General features: G+C 60.4%; 16 protein-coding genes. 5 read left to right on the forward strand and 11 right to left on the reverse strand.

Annotation, left to right across the window (positions count from 1 at the left end; genetic code table 11):
* The first annotated feature begins 428 nt into the window (after positions 1–428).
* From ROSERS_RS07815 to ROSERS_RS07825, 3 genes are all read left to right on the forward strand, one after another.
* Positions 429–2114, forward strand: a complete 1686-nt coding sequence (locus ROSERS_RS07815) for an AfsR/SARP family transcriptional regulator (RefSeq protein WP_011956256.1) — start codon at positions 429–431, stop codon at positions 2112–2114.
* Between the two features lie 587 nt (positions 2115–2701).
* Complete coding sequence (locus tag ROSERS_RS07820) at positions 2702–6013, forward strand: S8 family serine peptidase (protein ID WP_442969653.1); 3312 nt, start codon at positions 2702–2704, stop codon at positions 6011–6013.
* A 376-nt stretch (positions 6014–6389) separates the two neighbouring features.
* Positions 6390–6623 (forward strand): hypothetical protein, encoded by a 234-nt coding sequence (locus tag ROSERS_RS07825; protein ID WP_157041004.1) that lies wholly within the window; start codon positions 6390–6392, stop codon positions 6621–6623.
* A gap of 461 nt (positions 6624–7084) precedes the next feature.
* On the opposite strand, the gene ROSERS_RS07830 is transcribed toward ROSERS_RS07825, so the two are convergent.
* The 3 genes from ROSERS_RS07830 to ROSERS_RS07840 all read right to left on the reverse strand — a co-directional run bounded on the left by ROSERS_RS07830 (position 7085) and on the right by ROSERS_RS07840 (position 9271).
* Positions 7085–7684 (reverse strand): hypothetical protein, encoded by a 600-nt coding sequence (locus ROSERS_RS07830; RefSeq protein ID WP_011956259.1) that lies wholly within the window; start codon positions 7682–7684, stop codon positions 7085–7087.
* Positions 7685–7755: 71 nt separating this feature from the next.
* Positions 7756–8220 (reverse strand): NAD(P)/FAD-dependent oxidoreductase, encoded by a 465-nt coding sequence (locus ROSERS_RS07835; RefSeq protein ID WP_041333305.1) that lies wholly within the window; start codon positions 8218–8220, stop codon positions 7756–7758.
* The gene (locus ROSERS_RS07840) at positions 8156–9271 is read right to left on the reverse strand and encodes an NAD(P)/FAD-dependent oxidoreductase (RefSeq protein ID WP_232282791.1); all 1116 of its coding nucleotides are present in this window, start codon (positions 9269–9271) and stop codon (positions 8156–8158) included. The genes ROSERS_RS07835 and ROSERS_RS07840 overlap by 65 nt, the downstream gene beginning before the upstream one ends.
* Positions 9272–9454: 183 nt before the next feature.
* Between ROSERS_RS07840 and ROSERS_RS07845 the strand changes: the two genes are divergently transcribed.
* Positions 9455–10222 (forward strand): LLM class F420-dependent oxidoreductase, encoded by a 768-nt coding sequence (locus ROSERS_RS07845; protein ID WP_011956260.1) that lies wholly within the window; start codon positions 9455–9457, stop codon positions 10220–10222.
* Between the two features lie 32 nt (positions 10223–10254).
* Positions 10255–10896 carry a hypothetical protein gene (locus ROSERS_RS07850; RefSeq protein WP_011956261.1) on the forward strand — a complete coding sequence of 214 codons (642 nt, stop codon included), beginning with the start codon at positions 10255–10257 and terminating at the stop codon, positions 10894–10896.
* 7 nt (positions 10897–10903) lie between these two features.
* Here the strand turns inward: ROSERS_RS07850 and ROSERS_RS07855 are convergent, their stop codons facing one another.
* From ROSERS_RS07855 to gcvT, 8 genes are all read right to left on the reverse strand, one after another.
* The gene (locus ROSERS_RS07855; protein ID WP_011956262.1) at positions 10904–13192 is read right to left on the reverse strand and encodes a protein kinase domain-containing protein; all 2289 of its coding nucleotides are present in this window, start codon (positions 13190–13192) and stop codon (positions 10904–10906) included.
* A 192-nt stretch (positions 13193–13384) separates the two neighbouring features.
* Positions 13385–16582: a clostripain-related cysteine peptidase gene (locus ROSERS_RS07860; protein WP_011956263.1), complete on the reverse strand. Its 3198-nt coding sequence runs from the start codon at positions 16580–16582 to the stop codon at positions 13385–13387.
* Between the two features lie 202 nt (positions 16583–16784).
* Positions 16785–17603, reverse strand: coding sequence for a glutamate racemase (gene murI / locus ROSERS_RS07865; protein WP_011956264.1), 819 nt, complete (start codon positions 17601–17603; stop codon positions 16785–16787).
* Between the two features lie 759 nt (positions 17604–18362).
* Entirely contained in the window at positions 18363–19916 is a 1554-nt protein-coding gene (gcvPB, locus tag ROSERS_RS07870; RefSeq protein WP_011956265.1) for an aminomethyl-transferring glycine dehydrogenase subunit GcvPB, read from the reverse strand.
* 12 nt (positions 19917–19928) lie between these two features.
* Positions 19929–20837: a phosphotransferase family protein gene (locus tag ROSERS_RS07875; RefSeq protein WP_011956266.1), complete on the reverse strand. Its 909-nt coding sequence runs from the start codon at positions 20835–20837 to the stop codon at positions 19929–19931.
* A 37-nt stretch (positions 20838–20874) separates the two neighbouring features.
* Positions 20875–22212 carry an aminomethyl-transferring glycine dehydrogenase subunit GcvPA gene (gene gcvPA / locus ROSERS_RS07880; protein WP_011956267.1) on the reverse strand — a complete coding sequence of 446 codons (1338 nt, stop codon included), beginning with the start codon at positions 22210–22212 and terminating at the stop codon, positions 20875–20877.
* A gap of 209 nt (positions 22213–22421) precedes the next feature.
* Entirely contained in the window at positions 22422–22811 is a 390-nt protein-coding gene (gene gcvH / locus ROSERS_RS07885) for a glycine cleavage system protein GcvH (protein ID WP_011956268.1), read from the reverse strand.
* A gap of 42 nt (positions 22812–22853) precedes the next feature.
* A complete protein-coding gene (gene gcvT, locus ROSERS_RS07890) occupies positions 22854–23969 on the reverse strand; it encodes a glycine cleavage system aminomethyltransferase GcvT (RefSeq protein WP_011956269.1) in 1116 nt (371 codons plus the stop codon).
* Positions 23970–24058 lie beyond the last annotated feature (89 nt).

A 24058-nucleotide genomic window follows, 5' to 3' on the forward strand; every position in this document is an offset into this window, starting at 1 on the left:
TTTTGATGACAAGGATCAATATGTGAACAAAATAATGACAGTTTTGTTATGGTGACCCGTAGGTTGGCGTGCGCTCGTTCGCTGATGCTTTTTCCTGGTGATTGTCTGCATGTTCATCGCTCACGCACTCCATTCCACCTCCCACATGCTCATCTCTAACCAAACCTCAACGTTGATTTTGCGCAGGCGTGCGTTATACTACATGCAGAAGGTCGCTGCACCTACTCTCTCGCTTTACTGCCTGCGCAAAACCTCTGCGTCGTCATTCTGGCAGCCGGGTGCACCGGACCGGATGCATTTCTGGTTTTATCCTCTCTGTGATTCTTGATACCGTTCTGCACCCGGCTCACAGGCGAGCGGGGGATAGCGTTATTGTGCAGTCTGATGGCAACCAGCGTTCGCTTTCGGGCGTTGTGAAAAGAGCACGTATGACGCACCCCAACCATTCGAGCGCCCATCGCGTGAAGTCCCGCAAAGGGGAGAAACCCGGATGGCATTCGTACCGTCAGGCGCTTGACCTGTTGCGGCAACAGGAATGGAATGGAGCGCTTCGTCTGCTTGCCGAGGCAGAGGTTGTCTTTCGCACGACAAACGATGTGGATGGGCAGTGGCGCGCGCTGGCAGCTCAGGCTGAAATTCACATGCATGAGGGGATGGCGCCGCAGGCAATGGCGCGTGCGCTGGCGGCGATGGCGATTGTCGAGCATTTCGACGACCCGCGGACGTGTGGTTTGCTGGCGTGGCGCATTGCGCTGATTGCGCTCCATCAGGGCGACTATCGCACGGGGAGCGCCTATCTCCAGCGCGCGCAGTTCTGTCTGGATATGGCGGACGCTGCGCCGCCAGGCGGGATACTCGCATCTGCAGCGCAGATTTGCGCCGAAATTGCGCGCTGGCAACAGGTGATTCTCCAGGGTCGCATGACGGTGGATGAGGGCGAGGCGATCATCAACGAAGCCCGTGCTGAGTTGATGCGCTGTTTGCTCGATATTCATCGCGCGCTGACATCGCGTGATCTTGCGCCTCCCGAATCATGGGCATGGGTGCATACCGGACTCCTTCCCCCGCCTCCGCCAATGTTGACCGCCGCGCCGCCGCGATCACTGGTGCAGCGCTTCCTGGCATGGTGGCAGGCGCGCTTCGCTTCGCCTTCCCCCCCGCGACGCCCGGTGGCCATCGAGCCGATCAGCGCAGAAGAAACGTATGTCGGGGATGCGATGCTCGCTCATGCGGAGCCTGTTGAACAGGAAGATGGCACGACGGACGAGCGCATACCGGCGACAGCGGATGACATTCAGGAACAGGATCGATCCCCCGCTGACAGGGTGAGCGATGCTGCACCGATGCCGGGCATTGCGGGGCTGACCGTCTACACCTTTGGTAATTTGCGCGTCTACTTCAACGACACGTTGATCGACCAGTGGGAAGGGGCGCGTTCGCGTTCACTGTTCCGCTTTCTCATCGCCCATCGTCGCGCGCCGGTCTCGAAGGAGCGCCTGGCGGCCCTGTTCTGGCCCGACTCAGAGCCGGACCTGGCGCGGCGCAGTTTGCATCAGGCGGTCTACTGCCTGCGACAGACATTCAAGCGCGTGATGGGTGAGACGCCGGTGGTGTTATTTGTCAATGGCTGTTATGCGCTTGCGTCGGATCTGCCGCTATGGGTCGATGCGGATGCATTCGAGGAATCGATCACTGCGGCGCGGAGTGCGTGGAGCCGGGGAGACATCGAGAGCGCGTTACAGGCGTATGGTCGCGCGATTGATCTGTACCAGGGCGACTATATGGCGGAGGAGCGGTATGAAGACTGGGCGGAGGAACGCCGGAGAACGTTTCAGGCTGCCTATCTCGAAGCGTTGCACCAACTGGCGCGCGTCTATCAGGAGCGCGGCGATTACCCGACCGCAATCATGCTCAGCCAGCGCGCTCTGGCGGTTGATAGTTGCGACGAAGATGCGCACCGGGTGCTGATCGGATGCTATGCGGCGCAGGGGTTGCGCCATCTTGCCGTGCGCCAGTACCAGATCTGTGTGGCGACCCTCAAGAGTCAGTTCGGTCTGAGTCCTTCCGATGAACTCGAAGCGTTCGTGCGGCAGGTGGTCGAGGGTATGAATTGATCCACTCAGCCTGCTGCTCCTCGCGCAGGTGCGATCGCATACTTCCGGTGCGCTTCACTAGCGCATATGGGCACTGACATGCCGCCTGTGTGCGCCTGTCGCCGTGTCGTGTGCACTCTGCCCGGCATGGCGGGCATTCGGCGCCGGGTGCTGGCTTCCTTGCCATCACACATAAAAACCACATCAGCATCTCGATGCTCTCCGCCACGTCAATAATGACCGATTTTTTGGTAACAATCTTTTCATCTTCTTTTTTCATCTTCGCGCAGGTCAGGCGCCTGTTTTTCTTTTTCTGAAGCCCTGAAAAGCCGCTCTTCGTCACCTGCGACGGAATGTTTGTCCCGCTTGTCTCTTTGACCGGCATCGGCTACTATAGACGATACCCGCAGGTATACGAGAGAAGCAGAAGCCGCGCCTGTCATGTGCTGATAATGCCGCAGGCGCGGGTGTTGCCGCGTGTCCGGCGAAAGGAGGTGGGCGCGGCGCTTTGCGCATGCCGTTGGATCGAGGAGTTCCTATCGTTGAAATCTGCGAAAAGGGATCATCATATGCGACACCTCGCACGCTATGCTCGAATCACGGCGTTCATGCTCGTACTCGTGGTCGCGTTGGCGTCTGTGGCGCCGATGCGCAACGTTGCAGCCCAAACCCGACCAAACCGTCCCACGCCTGGCACGCCTCTGACGATCGAACCGGTAACCGTCGTCAGTCGTGAAGACCTTGCCGTCAACAAGAATCTGGCCGTGTCGCGCGATGGCACCCTGGCGAGCGTTTTCATCAAGATCGACTCGCCATCGCTGGCATCATACATGGCGCAGAATGGCATCACCGACATTAATGCGCCAGCTGCTCAGAGTTACCTGCAGCAGTTGAACGCGGAACTTGATGCGCTGGTTGCGCAGGCGAAGCAGCGCGTTCCCGGCTTGCGCGTCACCCATCGCTTCGATCTGATCATCGGCGGTGTCTCTGTTGTGGCGCCGGTCGGTGAGATTGACAAACTGCGACGCCTGCCGAATGTGGTGGAGATTATCAACGACCGCATCGAGCGGATCGAAACCTACCGTACACCGGCATTCATCGGCGCAACAACCGCCTGGGGCAAGGGTGGCGGCTCCGCCTTCGCTGGCGAAGGGGTCATTTTTGGTGTGCTCGATAGCGGCGTCTGGCCCGAACATCCGTCGTTCTCCGATCCTGATCCGCTGGGGAAACCGTATGCGCCGCCGCCACCCGCACCCGGCAATCCCGGCGGCGTTCGTGCCTGCAATTTCGGCAGTGCGACGCCTGGTGATGCACCTTTCACCTGCAACAACAAACTGATCGGTTCATACCGCTTCATGACGGCCTACGACTTCTTCGTCGGTACGGAACCGTATGAATTTCGGTCTGGCCGTGATGACGACGGTCACGGCACCCATACCGCTTCCACGGCCGCCGGTAACCGTGGCGTTCCAGCCAGCGATGGGAGCCGCGTTTTCGGTACTATCTCCGGCATCGCACCGCGCGCATATGTTGTCAATTATAAGGTGTGCGGTGAAGTAGGCTGCTTTACAACCGACTCGGCAGCTGCGGTGCAGCAGGCAATCCGTGATGGCGTCCACGTCATCAACTTTTCGATCAGTGGCGGAACCAATCCGTACAGCGACATCGCCTCACTCGCCTTCCTCGACGCCTATAATGCCGGTATTCTGGTTTCTGCCTCGGCGGGCAACTCCGGTCCGGCAGCCGACACGGTCAACCACCGCGAACCCTGGGTTGCGACCGTTGGCGCCAGCACGTCGGATCGGTCGTACCTCAGCACGCTGACGGTTCAGGGAGTAAGTGGTACGTTCACTGCTGTTGGCGCTTCCAGTGGCGCCGGGATTTCCACGCCCGCGCCGATTGTGGTGAACACGGCTGATCCACTGTGCCAGAACCCGGCGCTCCCAGGAACATTTACGGGGAAGATTGTGGTGTGTCGGCGTGGAGTGATCGCACGGGTGGCGAAGAGCGCGAACGTGGCAGCTGGCGGCGCGATTGGCATGATCCTGTACAATCCGACGCCGAACAGTCTCGACGCCGATTTCCATGTCATTCCGACCGTTCACCTTCAGAACACCGACGGCACTGCGCTGCTGACATTCCTGACCGCCAATCCCGGCGCGACGGCGACCTTCACCCCTGGCGCACCCGGACCAATCCAGGGTGACGTGATGGCGGGCTTCAGCTCACGCGGCGGTCCCGGTCAGACCCTTGGTATCAGCAAGCCAGACGTTACCGCACCGGGTGTCAATATTCTGGCTGGCTACACCGCCATCGAATATGGACAACCAGTGCCACAATTCGCATTTCTGAGCGGCACGTCGATGTCCAGCCCGCACAACGCCGGTGCTGCGATCCTGCTCAAATGGCTCAATCCAACCTGGACGCCTGGGCAGATCAAGTCAGCCCTGATGACCAGCGCCAGGAGTGCAGGCGTCTTCAAGGAAGACGGGGTAACGCCGTTCACACCGTTCGACGCCGGTTCAGGGCGCATCGATCTCCGCAAGGCGTGGGATCCTGGTCTGACCTTCGACGAAACCGGTGCCGGTTATGTGGCGTTGAAAGATGAACTGTGGAAGGCGAACTATCCGAGCCTGTATGTGCCGAAGATGCCGGGTCGTATTACCGTCAGCCGAACGGTGCGCGAAGTGTCCGGGTACGATAGTTTCTACAAGAGTTCCATCTCGTACCGGGCAGGGCAACCGCGCGACTTCACGATCACGGTGCCGCGCGAGTTCTTCGTGCCAGCTAACGGCACCTACACCTTCGACATCACAGTTGATGCCCGTGATGTGCCGGTGGGTCAGGTGCGCCATGCGGTCGTCGTCTTCACCGAGCGCAACGGGTGCCGGGTGCGCTTCCCGATCACCATCGTGCGCGGCGAACCCGATATTCGCATGGACAAGCAGTGCAATCCGGCAACGTTGGCGTTGCGTGGAACGACCGACTGCACCATCTCGATCACCAACACCACCTTCCAGAACGCTTCTGTGACGCTGAACGATACAATGCCGCGCCAGTTGAAGCTGGTGAGCGGGAGCGTCACCGGTGGCGCAACTGAGGTCGACAATGGGTTGACCTTCAGCGGGACCCTTACCGGAGCAGCACCACCTGATGTGAGTGCAGGTCGTCTGACCTTCAACGGCTATCTGTCGCTTGCTGGACTCGGCGCGTCGCCCAACGTCCCCCTCGGCGACGAGACCATCGTTAACCTTACTCTGACGCGTCCATTCCTGTTTGGTGGGCAAACCTACGACACTATTGGTATGGTGAGTAACGGTTACGCCGTCGTTGGTGGCGGGACAGCGGCAGATGTGCAGTTCATCAATCGCACCTTCCCCAACACTGCCCGCCCGAATAATACCCTGGGAGCCTTCTGGACCGATCTCGACGGGAGTGCTGGCGGCAGTTACTATGCGTACCTGGTCGGCTTCGGTCCGTGCAGCAACCCGGCGAACGCCTGCTGGCTGATCCTGGAATGGGAGAACGCACCGAACTGGAGCAATAACAGTCAGCGGAACACCTTCCAGATCTGGATCGGGTTGAACGGCGTGGAGGATATTACCTACTCCTACGGTCCGATTCTCTCCAGCGGCGATGGCGGTTATGTCACCGTCGGGGCCGAAAATGCCTTCGGCAATCGCGGGGCGAACATCTACAGCAACGACGGTGTTGGTCCGATCATCGGCACAATTCCCACGGCGAACTCGAACGATGTGTACATCGAGACGACCCCCGGCGCTCCGGGGCAGACCGTCACCATCGGTTTCCGGGCGCAGGGCGTGCGCGTCGGGCGCTGGACGAACTATGCGGAACTGACCAGCCCGGCGTTCTTCGGCACGTACATTGATCCCTTCAGTGGTGAGGTCGTGCGACCGTAACTGGCGGCGCGTGGCGGAGGCGCTGTAAAATCTCCGTCGGCAAGGAACCCGTCGGCGGAGGAAAGACCTGCCGACGGGTTTTGTGTGTATAAGAGGAACAGGGTTGAGTGATAAGACGTGTGCGATGCGACCTGTCACCGCACGCAGAACGGGCAACGGATACCCCCGGGGCATGACCTGTTCAGGAGACTCATTTGGAGATCACAGCGTCACCTGTTTTTGCCTTTGTATCGTCTGCGCTGGCGTTTTGACCCCTTTTCCTCCGGCAGCAACTGTATACCGGGGTTCAGCGTATTGCACGACGGCGTAACCTCCGACGACCAGATACCTTACGCCGCCTGCGTTGAAATGTCTCAACAGATCGCTGAAGTCGGAGTTGACGAACATCGACGCCCTTTACCCGCCATGCATGGACGACCATCTCCCAGGCAGCCGCAAACCGGTCACATGGTTCCAGAGATTGCCAGAACGCCAGATCGAAGGATCGATCCAGATCCTCGATCCGCCCTGTGCGCTCTACGAAGATCATACGCTTCATAACGACACACCTGCTTCGACCGATGGATCTGCTGAGTCGGATGATGACGTCACTGCAAAAACGCACTACTGATCGCAGAGAACTTACAGCGAAGTGCAAAACAGTTGACCTTCGGAATTGCGCGCCTCATACCGTCATGCGGGCGAGACGCCCGCGCACCCGGCACGCACGTGGCTCAATCATTTTGCATTTCGCTATAGAGCCTATCCGAAAAACTCGTGCACCTCTTCGCCTGTGGCTTGATCGCCTTGCGTGCTGTCGGGTTATTCGGATAGGCTCTTATAGCAGTTTTCACAAAAGTTGAACACTCTACGGGTGACCGCAATCACCATGACCGAAATGAGTTTCGGTCTACCCTCTGACGGAACCGGACGTCTCGCGCAACACGGTGGACACAGGCGATGGTCAACGTATCTGAGAAATGCTGTAAACATGATGCACGGCAAGCATGAGTTTGAGCGACTCAATATGGAACGCTGCGCATCTACAGTGAAATCATCTTGTGGAGTCAATTATACCTGAACCGCGCTCGATCACAGCGCGCGTCCCGGCATGCGCCTGGTGTGCCCGCCGTGAGGCTCAGCCTGCGCGTCGCACAGGAACAAGCGGCGCTGCCCATCACCGTGGTAGCGGTAGATCTGCCCGTTTGCGCGGAGTTGCACCAGCACACCCTCAACCAGCACCTGCGGGTACATCATGCCCGGCTTCGGGCAACCGAGCGATGTGTCGGGCCAGGTGACCGCGTCCACTTCCACGACCTCAATCGCCGACGCATCGATTCCCAGGCGCTGCGCCAGGTCTTGCTTCGCTGCGTCAATCTGCGCTTCCATTGCCGCGCCGTAGGGCGGAGTCAGCGGTTGCGCGTTGTACGGTGGTACAGGGCGACCTGTATCAGATGATTGATCTGGTGCTGGCACAGGCGTCTCCGTTGGTTGCAGAACAGGATACGCAACAGGCGTCGCCGTCGGTGGCGGGGTTGCCGTCACCAGCAGCGGTTGACCGGGCGCGGCTGTCGCTGCCGGTGGTTGGGTCGCGTCGGGTGGCGATGGAACTGTTGGAGGCGCCGATGTCCCGGCGCGACCGCATCCCGCCACAATCAGCACAATTATGAGACAGAGAAGAATGAAACGCATACCATCCCTCAGCACGCTGCACAATGTTTCTTCTACTGCTCATAACGCGCAGGCGGTTCACTTTGTTCCCCTCACAGAACGCTTTCCATCTTTTTTTCGTGCGCTCCAATCCCAAAGATCAGGCGCACGCCGCGATCATAGGTGAAGTAACTGTACGCCCAGTTCAGCAACACCAGCGCCCGATTACGAAAGCCGACCAGTTCCATCAGATGAACGAACAGCCATCCAACCCATGCGGGCCATCCGGTCAACTGGATGCCGAAGGCGTCGAGCACCGCTGCGCTGCGCCCGATCGTCGCCATCTGCCCCTTGTCGAAGTAACGGAACGGCTTCATCGGATTGCGCCTGGTGCGCGCGATAATATTGCGCGCCGCCTGCTCCCCCATCTGGATCGCCACCGGCGCAACCATCGGATAGGGTACGCCGGGACGGTATCCTTCCAGATACGCCATATCGCCGATGACGAATACCTCAGGATGACCGGGCAGCGTGAGTGTCGGTTCGACCTTCACCCGCGCTCCGCGTCCCAGCGCCACGCCAAGCGCCTCCGCCAGCGGTGATGCGCGCACCCCCGCAGCCCAAGGGTACGCCGGGACGGTATCCTTCCAGATACGCCATATCGCCGATGACGAATACCTCAGGATGACCGGGCAGCGTGAGTGTCGGTTCGACCTTCACCCGCGCTCCGCGTCCCAGCGCCACGCCAAGCGCCTCCGCCAGCGGTGATGCGCGCACCCCCGCAGCCCAGACGATCGTCTCCGCTTCCAGTTCTGTGCCATCCTTGAACACCAGCACCCCCGGACGTGTATCGGCAACCGGTGCACTCAACCGCACATCCACACCCATACGCTGTAGACGATCCAGCGCTGCGCGCTGCAACGACTCCGGAAATGTCGCCAGCACCCGGTCGGTCGCCTCGACCAGCACCACATGCGCCTGACACACATCGAGCATGGGGTAGTCCTTCCGCATAACATGGCGGATCAACTCGATGAACGCACCCGCCAGTTCAACGCCGGTCGGACCGCCTCCAACCACAACAAACGTCAGCAGCGCCGCACGTCGCGCCGGGTCGGTTTCCGCCACCGCATGCTCGAAGCATGTCAAAATATGGTTGCGCAACCGCTGCGCCTCGTCAAGGTCTTTCATCCCAAGCGTATACCGCTCGAACCGCTCATTGCCGAAGAAATTGGTTGTGCTCCCGGCTGCCAGCACCAGGTAGTCATACATCACCGGACCAACGTCGGTGAGCACCGCGCGCTGCTCGAAATCCACTCCGTTCACTTCAGCAAGGAGAAAATCGGCATTGCGGTAGCGGCGCAGGATTGCGCGCACCGGGTACGCAATCGACTCCGGCTCCAATCCGGCGGTCGCCACCTGGTAGAGCAGGGGCCAGAAGCCGTGATAGTTCGTCCGGTTGATCATCAACACATCGACGTCGGCGTCCGCCAGTTCGCGCGCCGCTGCCAGCCCGCCAAAACCCGCGCCAACGATCACGACACGCGGGCGGGCGCGCCGCTCCGTCACAGTTCTATCGAATACCGGCGTGTTACGCGCCTTGATGTCTGGTTGAATGTCGATCATCATGCATCATGCCATTCCTTTTCGTGAAATCATTCACAATAATACACCCTCCTCACCTGTATGTCAATGGCGGTTCAAAGCAGTGCGCTTTACCGCAACCCGACGCACCATCCACGATCTGCATCGTTGTGGTGTAATTTCGTGTATGATAGTAATCGTCAACAACCTGCCAGGAAAGGAATCATCATGCCCTCTCTCCGTGTCGGTGTCCAGTTGCATCCGCAGCACACCTCATACCGATCATTTGCCGATGCTGTGCGTCAGGTCGAGGCGCTCGGCGTCGATTCGATCTGGAACTGGGATCACTTCTTTCCGCTCTACGGACCCGCCGAAGGCGCCCATTTCGAAGGATGGACGCTGCTGACCGCCATGGCGACACTGACGAGTCGCGCCGAGATCGGGTGCCTGGTGACCTGCAACAGTTACCGCAACCCGCACCTGCTTGCCGATATGGCGCGCACTGTCGATCACATCAGCGGCGGTCGTTTGATCCTCGGCATTGGCGCAGGGTGGTTCCAGCGCGACTATGACGAATATGGATACGAATTCGGCACGGCGCCGGATCGCCTGCGCGCCCTGGGGCGAGCGCTGCCGCAGATCAAACAGCGGCTGGAACGTTTGAATCCGCCGCCGCTGCGTCAGCCGTTGCCTGTTCTGATTGGCGGCGGCGGTGAAAAGGTCACGCTCAAACTGACGGCGCAACACGCGACGATGTGGAACGGTTTTGGTCCGCCTGAAACCTATCGTCACAAAAACCAGGTGCTCGACAGCTGGTGCCGCGAAATAGGACGCGACCCGGCAGGCATTGAGCGTACCGTCTCCATCAGCGTCGGCGACCTGGACCGCCTCGATGCCTTCGTCGATGCCGGTGCGACACATATCATTCTGGGAATTGGCGAACCGTGGAACTTCGCCGCCGTCGAGCGTCTGGTCACGTATCGCGATCGGTCGTAGGGGCGCAGCGCCGTTGCGCCGCTACAACTCCAATGATGCGTTTTGCACAGAACACACACCTGTTGCACCGGCTTGCCCTGGCGCTGATTGCGGGAGTACTGGTCGGTTGTGGCGCTCCGCCGCCTTCATCCGCACCGACGCTTCCCCTGCCGACGGTTGCGGTGCAGCGCCCGACTCCCTCTATCCCGTCTGCGCCAGGGGTTCAACCGGCGCCAGCATCACCCCTGGCAGCCCGTCCTTCACCCGCCGGTCCGTCATCGCTTGAACGCGGCGATCCGGCGCGTTTCCGGTATCAGTGGCCCTCGTTCATTCCTGATGGCATGAAGCCATCACCCGCCGAGTCCCGCATTGCGCGCGATGATGAAGTCGGTGACGGCGACATTGGCTTCTACCTGGTGACGTTCAACGGTAACGGCGCCAAGATCGTCATCGGCGGTGGCGCAGTCGAGCCATTCAGTTTGAGCGGAACAATCGAGCGGACGAGTCTTGGCGCATACAACGCCCGGATCGTCACGCAGAGCGATCAGACGCTGATCGTCATTGATGATGGCGCGCCGGGGACATTATTCGTGCTTGGGGTGGGAATGGCGCGCAGTGACCTGCTGCGCGTCGCTGCGTCGCTCACCCCCATCGATCCGCGTGAGATGCGGCGGCTTGTCGGACTAGACTCGTAAAGCAGAGTCAGGGTCGCTGGCGGAAACGCACCTCGGCTGCGGTATACCTGCCGCCGTTGAGGTTCGTCACCCGCACCTCATTTGCCTGGAATTCGGGGAAGTCGGCTACCGACGCCAGGCGCACGATCCAGGTGGTGCATCCCAGACCGGGTACCGTATAGGTGCCGTTGGCGCGGGTGCGTACACTGAACTGATTGCGCCCATCGGCGCTGGTGACGGTCAACGTCGCCCCCGCAATACCCTGCCCCCTTCGGTCCTCGACGCTGCCGTAGATGCTCGAGTGGAACTGTGTACCGCAGCGCACAGCGCGATCAGTAGGCGTTTGCCCCAGAATGCCGTCGAAGACCAGCGGCGGCACACGCTGATTATCGATCAACCAGCGTTCGATCCAGCCGACAGCGCCGAGATGGAAAGAATTCCCGCTCTGTCGAATGCGAACCTGGTACCATCCGTCTGTATCATTGCGCAGTATCTCGACAACATCATCATTGCGCAGCACGGCAAAACGGTCGCTGGCGGCATCCGGTGCAGCGTACAGACTGGTGTATGCGCCAAGTTCATCCACGCCGACGCGCTCAGTATAGCGGTATTCGCGGCGCACCCCCGCTACCGTTCGCCGCTCCAGGAAATCACGCACAACCACGCTGATCTGCGGTTGCGGCACGCCATCGATAGTGAGCGTCAGTGTCGCCTCACCGCGAAAAGCGGATGGCAGCATGGTCAAAAGCAGCGTGACGCGGGCGCTGTCGCCGCCGCTGACCTCCAGGGGAAGCAGGTAGCCGGTTTCCGACGACTCCAGTTTGAACACGCGCGCCTGATCGAGCGCCTCACCTTCAACAGTCAGTGTCACGGGAAGCGTAACGGCATACACCTCGTCTGGCGTCACCCGCCGAGCAATCGGCTGAGCAATGGAGGGTGAACTGCTCGTAGTGGCGGTGGTTCCATCTGGTGCGAAGACCTGAACCGGCGCCTGCGTGGTCGGCGACGTGTGCAACGCCGGACTCGCCACCGGCGTGGAAACCGGGATGGCGGAGTGCATCTCAGGCGAAGGGATTGCTGCCAGATCAGGACGACCCAGATCGGTCATCAGCGATACGCTGAACATTACGAGCAACAGCGCAAGAACGCCGGATGCCGGAAGCGCATACCGGTTCCAGGGAGACGGCAGCCGGTCGGCGTAGCTGCGGAGCGCACGCCAGCCGCGCAGACCGGTTGCGCGCATTCGCTGCCATAGCGCGGCATAGCGACCGGCGCCGCCGGAAGCGCTGCGCTGCGTTGCTGGCGTTCTCTGCGTCAGCGCGCCGGAGGGTGTGGGATGCTGTGCTGCCTGTGTATCTGATGGGCGCGTGGTTGGCGTCAGGCTCTGAACATTCCCGGCGCCATAGTGCTCGTGCGCCTGCGCGACGGAAAGCGTGTCAGCATCGGCAGGGTAGATGAACATGCGCTCCGGGGCAGTTGTGTGCTGTCCGGCGCGAATCGTTGCCAGTGAGGCGCGCATATCCGCAGCGTTTGCCGGACGCTCATCGAGGTTGAGCGCAAGCGCCCGTATCAGGAGGGCGCTCATCTCTTTTGGGATAGCCGCATTCAGCAGATCGGGCGCAATCAGCGGGTCGGGCAGGCGACGCAGTACTGCCGTCGCGCGGGTCAGCGCATCCGGCGGTTGAACGCCGGTCAGAAGATGATACAGGGTTGCCGCCAGGCTGTAGAGATCGCTGCGCGCTTCCGTACCGGCGCCGTTGATCTGTTCCAGGGGCGCGTAGTGCGGGGTATACCCGAAGATGCTCTCATTGGTGCGATGCATGCTCTGACTTCCCGCGCCGCCTTTTGCCAGCCCAAAGTCAAGCAGCACAATGTCGTCATCGGTGGTCAGTTTCAGGTTCTGGGGCTTGATGTCGCGGTGGAGAACCGGCGGATTCTGGCGGTGGAGATAGTCGAGCGCATCCAGGAGTTGATCAGCCCACTCGAGAACGCGTCGCAGTTCGAATGGACGGTCACGCTGGATCAGCAAGGCGCCCAGATCGTCGCCGCCGATGAACTCCATGACCAGGTACTGGTAGGTGCCATCAACGAAGTGATCGATGATCCTTGGCAGCGCCGGATGCCGCAGTCGGGCGAGCAGGCGCGCCTCGCGCTCCAGCAAGTTGACCGTCTGTTCCGCAGGAATGATGGTTTGCTTGAGCGCAACACGGTTCCCCAGGCGCAGGTCGATGGCTTCATACACCGCTCCTGTGCCGCCTTTCCCGATGACACGAACGATCCGATAGCGATCTTGCAGAACTGTTTCAGGCGCAGGCATAGATGTGTCAGCTTCAACGGCGCTTACATCTCATTATACCGCTTCACTGAAAGTGAAGAAACGGTAAGCACAGATGCAACGCACCGACGCAGCGGAACCTGAATCTGACGGAAGGTCGTAGAGACGGGGCGCGCCCCGTCTCTTCCTTCTCCCTTGTGCCTGACGTGATCTGGTTGAACGCAGGGTGGACTGCTATTTGATCTTCATCGAGTCGACGATTGCCGCCAGCGTATCAGCGTAGCGACTGAAATCGGCGGACGGCGCCTGAACCGATACCAGATAACTCAAGCCGGTGCGTGGACTGGTTACTGCGATGACGATCCCGCTGAAGGTCACGCCGTTCTGATCGGTGTACTGGTAGCGCGCCGACGGTCCGACCTCGCCGCCAAGCCGCAGCGGATCGCCGGGCGCCTGCTGGAAGTTCTGCTGGGTCTGGAGCGAATCCAGGAAGAACTCCAGCAATCGCTGGTTGGCTTCGTTAACCGGCAGACCCGTCTGATAGACATCGACGCTGACGAAGACGTTGCCGTTTGCCGCCGGATCGTAGAAGTAGATATGATCATTGCCGGTGTCGAGTGTCGCCCAGTCTGTCGGATATTCGATTGAGAAGCCGAGTTGCGGATTGTTGTACAACTGATACCCGGACTGGGTTCCAGGCGACGTCTGCACCGGCGATGGCACGTTGACGCCAGAACCGGCGGCGCTGACATTAATATCCGCATACTGATAACTGAAGCGTCCGGCAATATCACGCACCAGAAAACCGGCAACATACGCGCCAGCCGGTAACGGAATGCGCTGCACGGCGAGCGGTTGGTTGCCGATCGTCAGGGTGTCTCCTTCGACAAATCCCGGTTCCAGACGATCACCCTTCACCGTATATGTGCGGATCACTGCGGTAAACGTATCACCCGGCGTCGGCACAATCTCGAACGGTTGCGCTTCCTGTTTCTGATTCTTCGGGAACCCGTAAATAGTGATCAACTCTGGCGCTCCGCTTTCAACGGTAAACACCAGCGCTGCGGCGATCCGCTCCCTCGTGCGTTGAACGGTATAGATCCCTTCGACGCCATAGAGCGCAGTGCCATACTTCGCCGGTCCCAACAGCACCGGGATAGTGTCCCGTCCATTGGTCAACCCCCACTGTGCGCCGCTGTAGTTGACCCTGAGGCGCGTGCTGCCGCCCGTCCAGGGGGGAATACTGCTGCCCGGCACACTTCCCGGCGGGTACAGGAAGTCGATGCTGGTCAACAACACACCGCTCCGATCATTGTTGGGAATGCCTGCAAAGAAGAACACGTAGGCAATGTTGTCGCCGGTCACAACCCCCTCAACGGTGATCGGGTTGTCAATGTTGACGGTCGTGTTCGACACAGAGAGCGAACTGATCTCGGCAGCGCTTCGCAGACCGGTGTTGGCAGTGTGGAATGCGTTCAGGAAATCGCCCCACGACGTCTGTTGTGGCAACGGCGATCCCTGCCCGTAGATTGGCGGATAGAGCTGGGCATACTGCGGGAAGAAGATCGACAATCCGGTCGAGTTGGCGTGGAATCCGCCATTCCACTCAGCGATACGCGCCTGATCGATTGCCTCAAACAACGCGCGCGCCGGATCCGCCACCGCTGGACGCGCTCCGCGATCAACAACCAGACGGGCGAAATGTCCCAGATCGACGGCGCTGAACTCTTCAGGCGCAGGCTGACTGTACACATCGACGAATGATCGCGCCTCGGCAATCGCAGTGTACGAATCGCCCATTCCTTTCAGCATGGCATCCGAGAGAGCGTTCAACTTCTGACGCAGGTCGTTGGCGCGGGTCAGGTCGAACGCCGAGAGCGTCACGGTCGGATCGTCGCGCCTCTCATAGAACTCACGGTAGGATTCCACAATTCCCGCGCCGAACGTTGCCGCGTCCTGCTGCGGATTTTCGACCAGACGGCGCAGCAGAAGGTCCCATGCCCAACCGGTGTTGGGTTCGAGTTCGGCGGATGCCACAAACACATCGGCATACGGCGCCACAACCAGCGCAACATCGATCTGCGCCATCAGGCAGGCATCAAAGCCGATCAGGTCGATCCGCTGCCCCGTCTGCTGCTGAATGGTGCGCAACGCCGCGTCGAGTTCTGGCATATTGATCCCATCCTTGCCGTCGGTGTCATCGAACGCGATCCCTGCCCACGATGCGCCATGATCCCACAGAATGAGCGCATAGCGCTCGGCGGGATAGGTTTGCATCCCCCAGACTGCAAAGTCGACCAGGGTCTGCGGATCGCCCATATTCAACTCACCCAGGTCCTCCACTTCGCGTGAGCGAATAGTATCCGGGTCGTCATCACGCTCGACCAGGAAACGCTTGGTTGTCTCCCAGTCGCCGTTGGACGTATCGTCCCAGGGGGCGGCTGCGCCGATGCGGTCGAACTGCACGACGATCCTGACCTGATCGGTCGAGCCGACGAGTTCCATTTCGTTGAAATCGATGACGGCGTCACTCTCCAGATTGTTGTCGCCATCCAGGTAGACGAGCACGGTCCAGGCGGCTCTGTCGCCGGTCGGCTGTGCAACCGGAGTTACGGGTGGCGGCACGGGGGTGCTTCCACCTGTGTTTTGCGGGGTAGGCGAGGATGGAACGCTGGTCGTCGCACCGCTCTGCGGCGTTGTGTTCTGGATCAACCCATCGATCCCGCGCGTCACAACGACGGCGCTGCCGACGCACGCCACTGCCAGCACAACGAGAATGAGCGCTACCGGAATGAGCCATCGTGGCATGCCTCCTTTGCGCGCAGGCGGCGCTGCCGATGGAGGTTGCGCGGGGGGGGGCTGGTACGACGGGGTTGCGGGTGGAACCTGAAATCCCTGCGGTTGCGCGGGGGGGGGCTGGTACGACGGTGGTGCGGGCGGAACCTGAAACCCCTGCGGTTGCGCGGGGGGTGGCTGGTACGGTGGCGGCGCAGGCGGCGTCTGGGAAGGAGGTGGTGCGGAGGGCGGTTGCGATGGGGGCAACCGAAATCCCTGCGCCGGTTGCGGTGGTGTTGCCGGTGCGGTTGGTGGAGCAGAGATGGGACCGGGTGACGCGATAAGCGTTGCATCGACCGCAGGTTGCGGTTGCTCAAAGCGAAAGGTCTCATCGCCGATCTCGATCAGGTCGCCACTGCGGAGCCGGTGCGGTGCGGCGATGCGTTGACCATTGACCAGCGTGCCGTTTGCGCTCCCCAGATCGTAGAGAATAAAGTCTCCCCCTTCGCGGCGGATCTCGGCATGGCGACGCGATGCGCGTGCACTGGCAACCACAATCGCGTTATCCGGGTTGCGTCCAAACGAACATGGAGCGTCGGTGAGCGGAAACTGCTTCCCGGCTTGCGCGCCGCTGACCGCAACAAGGTATGCTGGCATGATTCCTCCGTTTTGGTGATGTTGCAACCATATCCCGATTGTCTCATACGCACAACGATCTGTCGAGGTTGCGCAGTGCGATCCTGAGCCGCCCCGTACTAAAAAGAACGCTGGCGGAGAGCAATTCGTGATGGCGAGTACGAAAGACGATGTAAGAACGAATGGTTGTTGTGGCACGAGGCGCGCAGGTGAATAGCGAGGCTCATGCGTCAATGGTGATGACCGCCTGTTCCACGCGATCACACGGCAGGTCGAGGCGATGGATCAGATTGGCGAAACGCTCCGGATCGCCGGTTGTGGCGCAGGTTATTGCGCCTGAAAGGGTGTTCACATTCCGCATCAGACCGCGCTCCTGCACGATCTGCGCCACACGCTGCGCCACCGCAGGTGCAGCGTCGAGGATCAGCGTATCATCGCCGGCAATCGCGCGCAGTTGTGGCACAAGCAGAGGATAGTGGGTGCAGCCGAGAACGATGGTATCGGCGCCAGCGTCGAGCAGCGGTGTCACATAGCCACGGAGCAACGCCATTGTTTCCGGCGAATCGAGCGCGCCTTCCTCGATCTGTTCCACCAGACCGGGACACGCCTGCTCGATGACATGCACCCCCTCCGCCCAACGACTGATTACATCGTGCAGCAGGTCGCCTGCCAGGGTCGCCGGCGTTGCCAGGACACCGACGACGCCGCTGCGGGTGCGGGATGCGGCTGGCTTCACCGGCGGCACCATTCCTACAAAGGGGATCGCCGGGAAGCGACGGCGCAGATCGGCAAGCGCCGCCGCGCTGGCAGTGTTGCAGGCGACTACCACGAGTTTTGCGCCGCGCGCGATGAGCCATGCCGCGCACGCGGCGGCAATTGCGCGCAGTTCATCGGGCGAACGCGATCCGTATGGGCAGCGCGCCTGATCTGCCAGATAGAGCAAATTTTCCCCTGGCAGGAGACGACGCACCTCGCGCAGGACAGTCATTCCACCGATACCGCTGTCGAACAGTCCAATAGGTCGCGCGCTCTGATCTGACATTCCTGCTCTCTACCACAGACGATGCCGATATCTGGCGCTTCCCAATCCAGATGCACCGCTCCTGGCTCTACTCATTCTATGCCGAAACGATGGAGATTGAGCGTTATAGCAGTTCTCGCAAAGATTAGTCCTGTTGGGCAGGGTTGAACACACCATCGAAAGTAGACGCCTCGTGCGCCATCCTCTCCGCGTGCTCCGCGTCTCGGCGGTGAACAATACATACACCGCAGAGACGCCGAGGGCGTGGAGATGGAGAGCGCAGTTCCCGCAAGGACCGTTGGACGGGGCAGCCCCGGACGATGGTCAACGTATCTGAGAACCGCCATAATTCGGTATGCGCCTTGTGCCGTCGGTCTCATGGAGATTGAGAAATACATCCGGTATGCGCCCTCGCCGTGGGGCTGATGGAGATTGAAAAATTAAATCCGCTCTACCGCGCTAGCCGTGGGGCTGAAGCCCTCGGCTAACCAGGGCAAAGCCCGCCTGCGCGGGCTATACCGGATTATTTATTCAAAGACCATAAGCCCCCGGCTATGGAATGCAAAGCCCGCCTGCGCCAGCGAGAGCGGATTATGTATTCAAAGACCATAAGCCCCCGGCTATGGAATGCAAAGCCCGCCTGCGCCAGCGAGAGCGGAATAATGACTCAAAGACTATCAGCCCTCCGCTCTCCAGGGCGAAGCCCGCCTGCGCGGAACGCGAACTCCAACCGTGACCCTCTCGACCATCGGCTATCGGCTATCGGTTATCGGCTATCGGCTATCGGACGCCTTCCTCCCGTAACCGCGCAAACACGGTCGGATCATAGCGCAGGATCGGCTGGCGTGCGGCACGCACCTCATCGAGCCGACGCACCGGCGTTGTAGTCGGAGCGCGCTTCAGAATCTCCGGGTCGCGCGCCGCTTCCTCAGCAATCGCCAGCAGCGCATCACAGAATGCGTCCAGTGTGCGCTTCGACTCCGTTTCGGTTGGTTCGATCATCAACGCTTCAGGCACGATCAGCGGGAAATAGACCGTCGGCGGATGGAACCCGTAGTCGATTAAGCGCTTGGCAATATCGAGCGTGCGCACCTCCGGCGCGGCTGCCAGTTTCCCTTGCAGCACCGTTTCGTGCATGCAGGTGCGATCAACTGCAGCCGGATAGACATGCTTCAGGCGCGCCTGCACATAGTTCGCATTCAGCACTGCCGTCTCGCTCACCCTGCGCAGACCGACGGCGCCAATCGAGCGAATGTACGTCCATGCCCGCACAAGCATGCCAAAATTGCCGTGGAATGTTTTCACCCGTCCGATCGTCTTTTCCGGTGCGAATAGTTCATATGCGCCCTCTGGCAGTGCCGGTGCTCCGGCGGGACGTAGACTGACGCCACGTTCGGTTGGCGGCAATGGTTCACCCTCGTGCGGAACACGGCGCACACGCGGCGCTGGTAGAAATGGCGCCAGCGCTGCAGTGCATCCCACTGCTCCCGATCCGGGACCGCCGCCGCCGTGCGGGGTTGTAAACGTTTTATGCAGGTTATAGTGCATGAAGTCGAACCCCAACTCGCCCGGCTTTGCAATGCCAAGGAGAGCATTGAAGTTTGCGCCATCGCCGTACACCAGCCCGCCTGCCTGATGAACCAGGCGTGCAACTTCGACAACGTGCTCCTCGAACAACCCCAGCGTATTCGGGTTCGTCAGCATCAGCGCAGCGGTACGCGGCGACAGTTTGCGCCGCAAGTCTTCGAGATCGACATTCCCGCGCGCATCACTCTTCACCTCCACCACGCGATACCCTGCCATCGCCGCAGTCGCCGGGTTCGTGCCGTGCGCCGAGTCGGGAACCAGTACCTCGACTCGCTCGTGATCGCCACGATCACGGTGGTATGCACGGAACACCAGAATACCGGTCAACTCACCCTGCGCCCCGGCTGCCGGTTGCAGGGAAACTGCATCAAAGCCGGAGATCTCACCCAGGTACGCCTGCAGTTCATACATCAACTGCAACGCACCCTGCGACAGTTCATCGCCCTGGAGCGGATGCGCAGCGGCGAAACCGGGCAGGCGCGCAGCCTCCTCGTGGAGTTTGCTGTTGTACTTCATCGTGCACGACCCCAGGCTGACCATGGTCGTGTCAATGGCGAAATTGCGCTGACTGATGCGCGTGTAATGCCGGATGACTTCAGGCTCGGTCAACTCCGGCAAACCGGCGAGATCGTCGGCGCGCAACAGATCGGCGGGCAGTTCGCTCTGCGGTACATCGATCTGCGGCAGATTGACGCCAATTTTACCGGGTCCTGACAACTCAAAGATCGGCGGTTCGTGGTTATGCATCGCTACGTCTCCTCAAGAACGCACAAGTCTCAGCAGAATAGTTCTGTTTCGGCGAGCGTCGTCATGGGCGCCGCGCCGGGCATGTTCGACAGTTCGCCGCAGCGCCAGGAGTAACCGATATGGACGCAGCGCCGGTTCACGCACCTGTTCGTAGGCGCGTTGCGTTTCGCTATCGTATCCGTTGCCGTACCCGACGCGCAGACTGAAGCAGCGTTCTCCTTCGCAGGCATCCAGAAAGGTGACATGCTCCCATGCCGGGCACCAGCCAAGGGCGTGTTCCCACCCCAACACCCCGCCGAGCGTCCAGCGCCCATCGCGGTGCGCCACCAGCAGCGTCTCCGGCGACAATCCGCCGTTCAACAGCGCCGCCTGACGACCAGGCGGCAGAAACTGCTGCAACACCCTGCGCACTTCGGCGGCTTCTTCTTCACTCAACGCTTCCAGCGCAATCGCCTGAGCAAGATCGTGATCGAGGCGCGCCTGAATATACGCGCGTTCCTCGTCGGCGGCGCACGGGTCATCGCCGGTCAACGCACCATAACGTCCGCCCGCAACGCGATGAATGCGATAGACAACCTGCCCTAACCGCATCCCGATCTGATAGAGCGACTCGTCGGGAATCTGCGGCAACTTCCGTGCCAGCGGCTCGCCGTCGATCCCAATGAAGAGCGCCAGGGGCGCCTCTGACGACGCATCGGCGACATCCAGGCGCCGGATCTGCGGGATCGGCAGATCGATCTCGCTGCGCAACTGGCTCAACGCTACCTCAGCAGTTGTCAGCGCATCGGTGCTGGAAAATCGTTGCACCACGCTCCGCTGACCATCCGCGAGCGCCAGCATCCAGCGATCACCCCCCATGGAGACCAGTTCACGAATGCGAGCGCCCACCGCCGCCTCGATCAGTTCGGGTCGCAGGTCCATCGTCACCCTCAATCCGGTGATATGCGCCCGGCGCCGCTCATGCCGCCGACCGCAGCGCAGTCACCAGCGCATCAATATCGGCACGTGTATTCATCTCGGTCACGCAGAGCAGCATCGCATCGCCGAGGTGCGGGTAATCGCCGGAGAGATCGTAGCCGCCGATGATGCCCTGGTTCCGCAACGCCGCATTAATCTCAACAACCGGGCGCGGGGTTTTGACGACGAACTCCTTGAAGAACGGACCCCGATCAAGCACCTGATACCCTGGCAATTGCGCAATCTGCGCAGCGGCATAGTGCGCCCGGTGATAGCACAACTCCGCCACACGCCGCAACCCCTGCCGTCCGAGCAGGCTGAGGTACACCGCAGCCGCCAGCGCCATCAAACCCTGATTGGTGCAGATATTGCTGGTCGCACGCTCACGTCGGATATCCTGCTCCCGCGCGCGCAATGTCAGCACATACGCCAGGCGATTCTCGAGATCACGGGTCACGCCCACCAGACGACCGGCGATTTTGTGAACGTACTGCTGGCGGCAGGTAAAGATGCCCAGGTAGGGTCCGCCAAACGACAGACCGACGCCCAGCGGTTGCCCCTCGGCAGTTGCAATATCGGCGCCCGCCTCGCCCGGCGTCTGGAACAGACCAAGGGCAATCGGGTCGAAGTGCGCAACCATCAGCGCACCCGCTGCGTGCGCTGCGGCGGTCAGCGGTCGCAGATCATGCAGTACGCCAAAGAAATCGGGGCTTTGCACCATCAGCGCCGCCGTGGTATGATCCACCAGCGATGCGACATCCGCAAGCGACGCCTCTGGATCTTCATCACCGACAATCTCAACATCGACACCCTGCAACAGCGTGCGCATAACCGCGCGATACTGCGGGTTCACCCCTGGCGCAACGACGATCTTCCGCCGTCCGCGCACAACGTTGATCGCCATGATCGCCGCTTCTGCCAGCGCCGTACCGCCATCGTAATGCGAAGCGTTCGCCACATCCATGCCGGTCAGTGCGCAGATCAGGCTCTGATACTCAAAAATCGCCTGTAACGTACCCTGACTGACCTCTGGCTGATAGGGCGTATATGCCGTGTAGAACTCACCGCGCCGCAAGATTTGATCGATCGCGGCTGGCACGAAATGGTTGTATGCGCCTGCGCCAAGAAAGATCAGGTGACTGCCAGCCTGTGCATTCAACCGCTCCAACCGACTCAACTCCCGACGCAGTTCCGGCTCGGAGAGCGGTTCCGGTAATTGGAGCGGCGGAAAACGATGCTCCGCCGGCACCGCCTCAAAGAGATCCTCGAGACGTTCGACGCCGATCGTCTTCATCATCTCGATACGATCTGCGTCTGTAATCGGAATATAGTGTGTCATTTGCGACTCCATCCTGTTTCCGGCTGCTCAGTTCCCGGTTCCTGATCCCCAGTCCTCAGTTCTCAGTCCTCAGTTCTCAGTCCTCAGTTCTCAGTCCTCAGTTCTCAGTCCTCAGTTCTCAGTCCTCAGTTCTCAGTCCTCAGTTCTTAGTTCTTAGTTCTTAGTTCTTAGTTCTTAGTTCTCAGTTCTTAGTTCTTAGTTCCCAGTTCTCAATGCTTGATCGTATCCACATACGCTGCATACGCATCTGCGCTCATCAACGCACCGATGCCGGGAGCAACCCTGATCTTCACGATCCACCCCTCACCGTATGGGTCTTTGTTGATCAACTCAGGATTGTTCACCAGCGCCTCATTCACGGCAATAATCTCACCGGCAACCGGCAGATACAGATCGGAGGCCGCTTTGACCGATTCGACAGCGCCGAATACGCCATCCGCCTCGAAACGCGCACCGACTTGCGGCAGATCGACATACACCACGTCACCGAGGGCATCCTGCGCATAATCCGTAATCCCGACCGTCGCCTCATCTCCTTCGATCCGGATCCATTCATGCGTCTTGCTGTACTGCAGTTCGGCTGGCGTCTTGAAAGCCATAGGAATCCTCCTGTCGATAGAGCGATGCAAAACAACAGGCGTTCAGCCCTTCTTGTAGCGTGGACGGTAGAACGGCATTTTGACCGCACGGGCGCGCACCGGTCGGTCGCGCACCACGACATCAAACTCGCTCCCTTCGGTCGAGAACGCGACCGGCACATACCCCATGCCAAGATTTTTTCCCAGCGTCGGTGAGGGCATACCGCTCGTCACCCTGCCAATCGGAGCGCCTTCGAGATCACGGATTTCATATTCACTGCGGGCAATGCCGCGCCCTGCCATCTCAAAGCCGGTGAGACGCCGCGCGACTCCTTCCTGCTTGATGCGCTGCAACGCCTCACGCCCGATAAAATCGCCTTTGTCGAGTTTCACCACCCATCCGAGCCGTGCTTCGTATGGATTGGTCTCTTCCGTGATCTCATGACCATAGAGCGCCAGACATGCCTCGAAGCGCAGACTATCGCGCGCCCCCAAACCACATGGCTTCAACCCGATAGTGCGCCCGGCATCGAGCAGTTCGTCCCACACCCGCGTGACATCTCCGGCGGCGACGAAGATTTCAAACCCATCTTCGCCGGTATAACCGGTGCGTGCCACAATCGCTGGCGTGTGCACGACGCGCCCCTGCATAACACCGTGAAATGGCAACGCCGCCAGATCTGCGTCGGCGACCTGCGCCAGCAGCGCCTCAGCCAGCGGACCCTGGAGCGCCAGCATGCCGGTCTGGTCTGAAACATCGGACACTGTAACGTTGAAGCCTTTTGCGCATTCGTGCATCCACGCGACATCTTTTGCGGTGTTCGCGGCATTGACGACGATCAGGTAATAATCACCGAGATTGTAGATGAACGTATCATCGATAATCCCACCGTCGGGGCGACACATCAGCGCATAATTCGCCCGACCAGGCGGGATCGCGGCAACATCATACGTCACCAGATACTGAAGGAACGGCAGCGCATCTGGTCCACGCACTTCCACCTCACCCATATGGCTGATATCGAACAGACCGGCTGCTTCGCGCACTGCGCGATGTTCCTCGATGATCCCGCTGTACTGAACCGGCATCTCCCAACCGCCAAACGCCACCATCCGCGCACCCAGCGCCAGATGACGCTCGTACAGTGGCGTGCGACGCAACCCAACCGCCTCACTCATCAGGCGACCTCCTCGTCAAATAAAAAGAGACAGGGTCAGACATCGCGCCTGACCTCTGTCCGTTGACCTGAGAGATGCCCCGCATAACG

Origin of the sequence: Roseiflexus sp. RS-1 (assembly GCF_000016665.1) — a bacterium.
Classification (GTDB): Bacteria; Chloroflexota; Chloroflexia; order Chloroflexales; family Roseiflexaceae; genus Roseiflexus.

Excerpts from the sequence above, each read along its gene's own strand:
- ROSERS_RS07815 (WP_011956256.1), top strand. The coding sequence starts at position 429 with ATGACGCACCCCAACCATTCGAGCGCCCATCGCGTGAAGTCCCGCAAA.
- ROSERS_RS07820 (WP_442969653.1), top strand. The coding sequence starts at position 2,702 with ATGCTCGTACTCGTGGTCGCGTTGGCGTCTGTGGCGCCGATGCGCAAC.
- ROSERS_RS07830 (WP_011956259.1), bottom strand. The coding sequence starts at position 7,684 with ATGCGTTTCATTCTTCTCTGTCTCATAATTGTGCTGATTGTGGCGGGA.
- ROSERS_RS07840 (WP_232282791.1), bottom strand. The coding sequence starts at position 9,271 with ATGATGATCGACATTCAACCAGACATCAAGGCGCGTAACACGCCGGTA.
- ROSERS_RS07845 (WP_011956260.1), top strand. The coding sequence starts at position 9,455 with ATGCCCTCTCTCCGTGTCGGTGTCCAGTTGCATCCGCAGCACACCTCA.
- ROSERS_RS07850 (WP_011956261.1), top strand. The coding sequence starts at position 10,255 with ATGATGCGTTTTGCACAGAACACACACCTGTTGCACCGGCTTGCCCTG.
- ROSERS_RS07855 (WP_011956262.1), bottom strand. The coding sequence starts at position 13,192 with ATGCCTGCGCCTGAAACAGTTCTGCAAGATCGCTATCGGATCGTTCGT.
- ROSERS_RS07860 (WP_011956263.1), bottom strand. The coding sequence starts at position 16,582 with ATGCCAGCATACCTTGTTGCGGTCAGCGGCGCGCAAGCCGGGAAGCAG.
- murI (WP_011956264.1), bottom strand. The coding sequence starts at position 17,603 with ATGTCAGATCAGAGCGCGCGACCTATTGGACTGTTCGACAGCGGTATC.
- gcvPB (WP_011956265.1), bottom strand. The coding sequence starts at position 19,916 with ATGCATAACCACGAACCGCCGATCTTTGAGTTGTCAGGACCCGGTAAA.
- ROSERS_RS07875 (WP_011956266.1), bottom strand. The coding sequence starts at position 20,837 with ATGGACCTGCGACCCGAACTGATCGAGGCGGCGGTGGGCGCTCGCATT.
- gcvPA (WP_011956267.1), bottom strand. The coding sequence starts at position 22,212 with ATGACACACTATATTCCGATTACAGACGCAGATCGTATCGAGATGATG.
- gcvH (WP_011956268.1), bottom strand. The coding sequence starts at position 22,811 with ATGGCTTTCAAGACGCCAGCCGAACTGCAGTACAGCAAGACGCATGAA.
- gcvT (WP_011956269.1), bottom strand. The coding sequence starts at position 23,969 with ATGAGTGAGGCGGTTGGGTTGCGTCGCACGCCACTGTACGAGCGTCAT.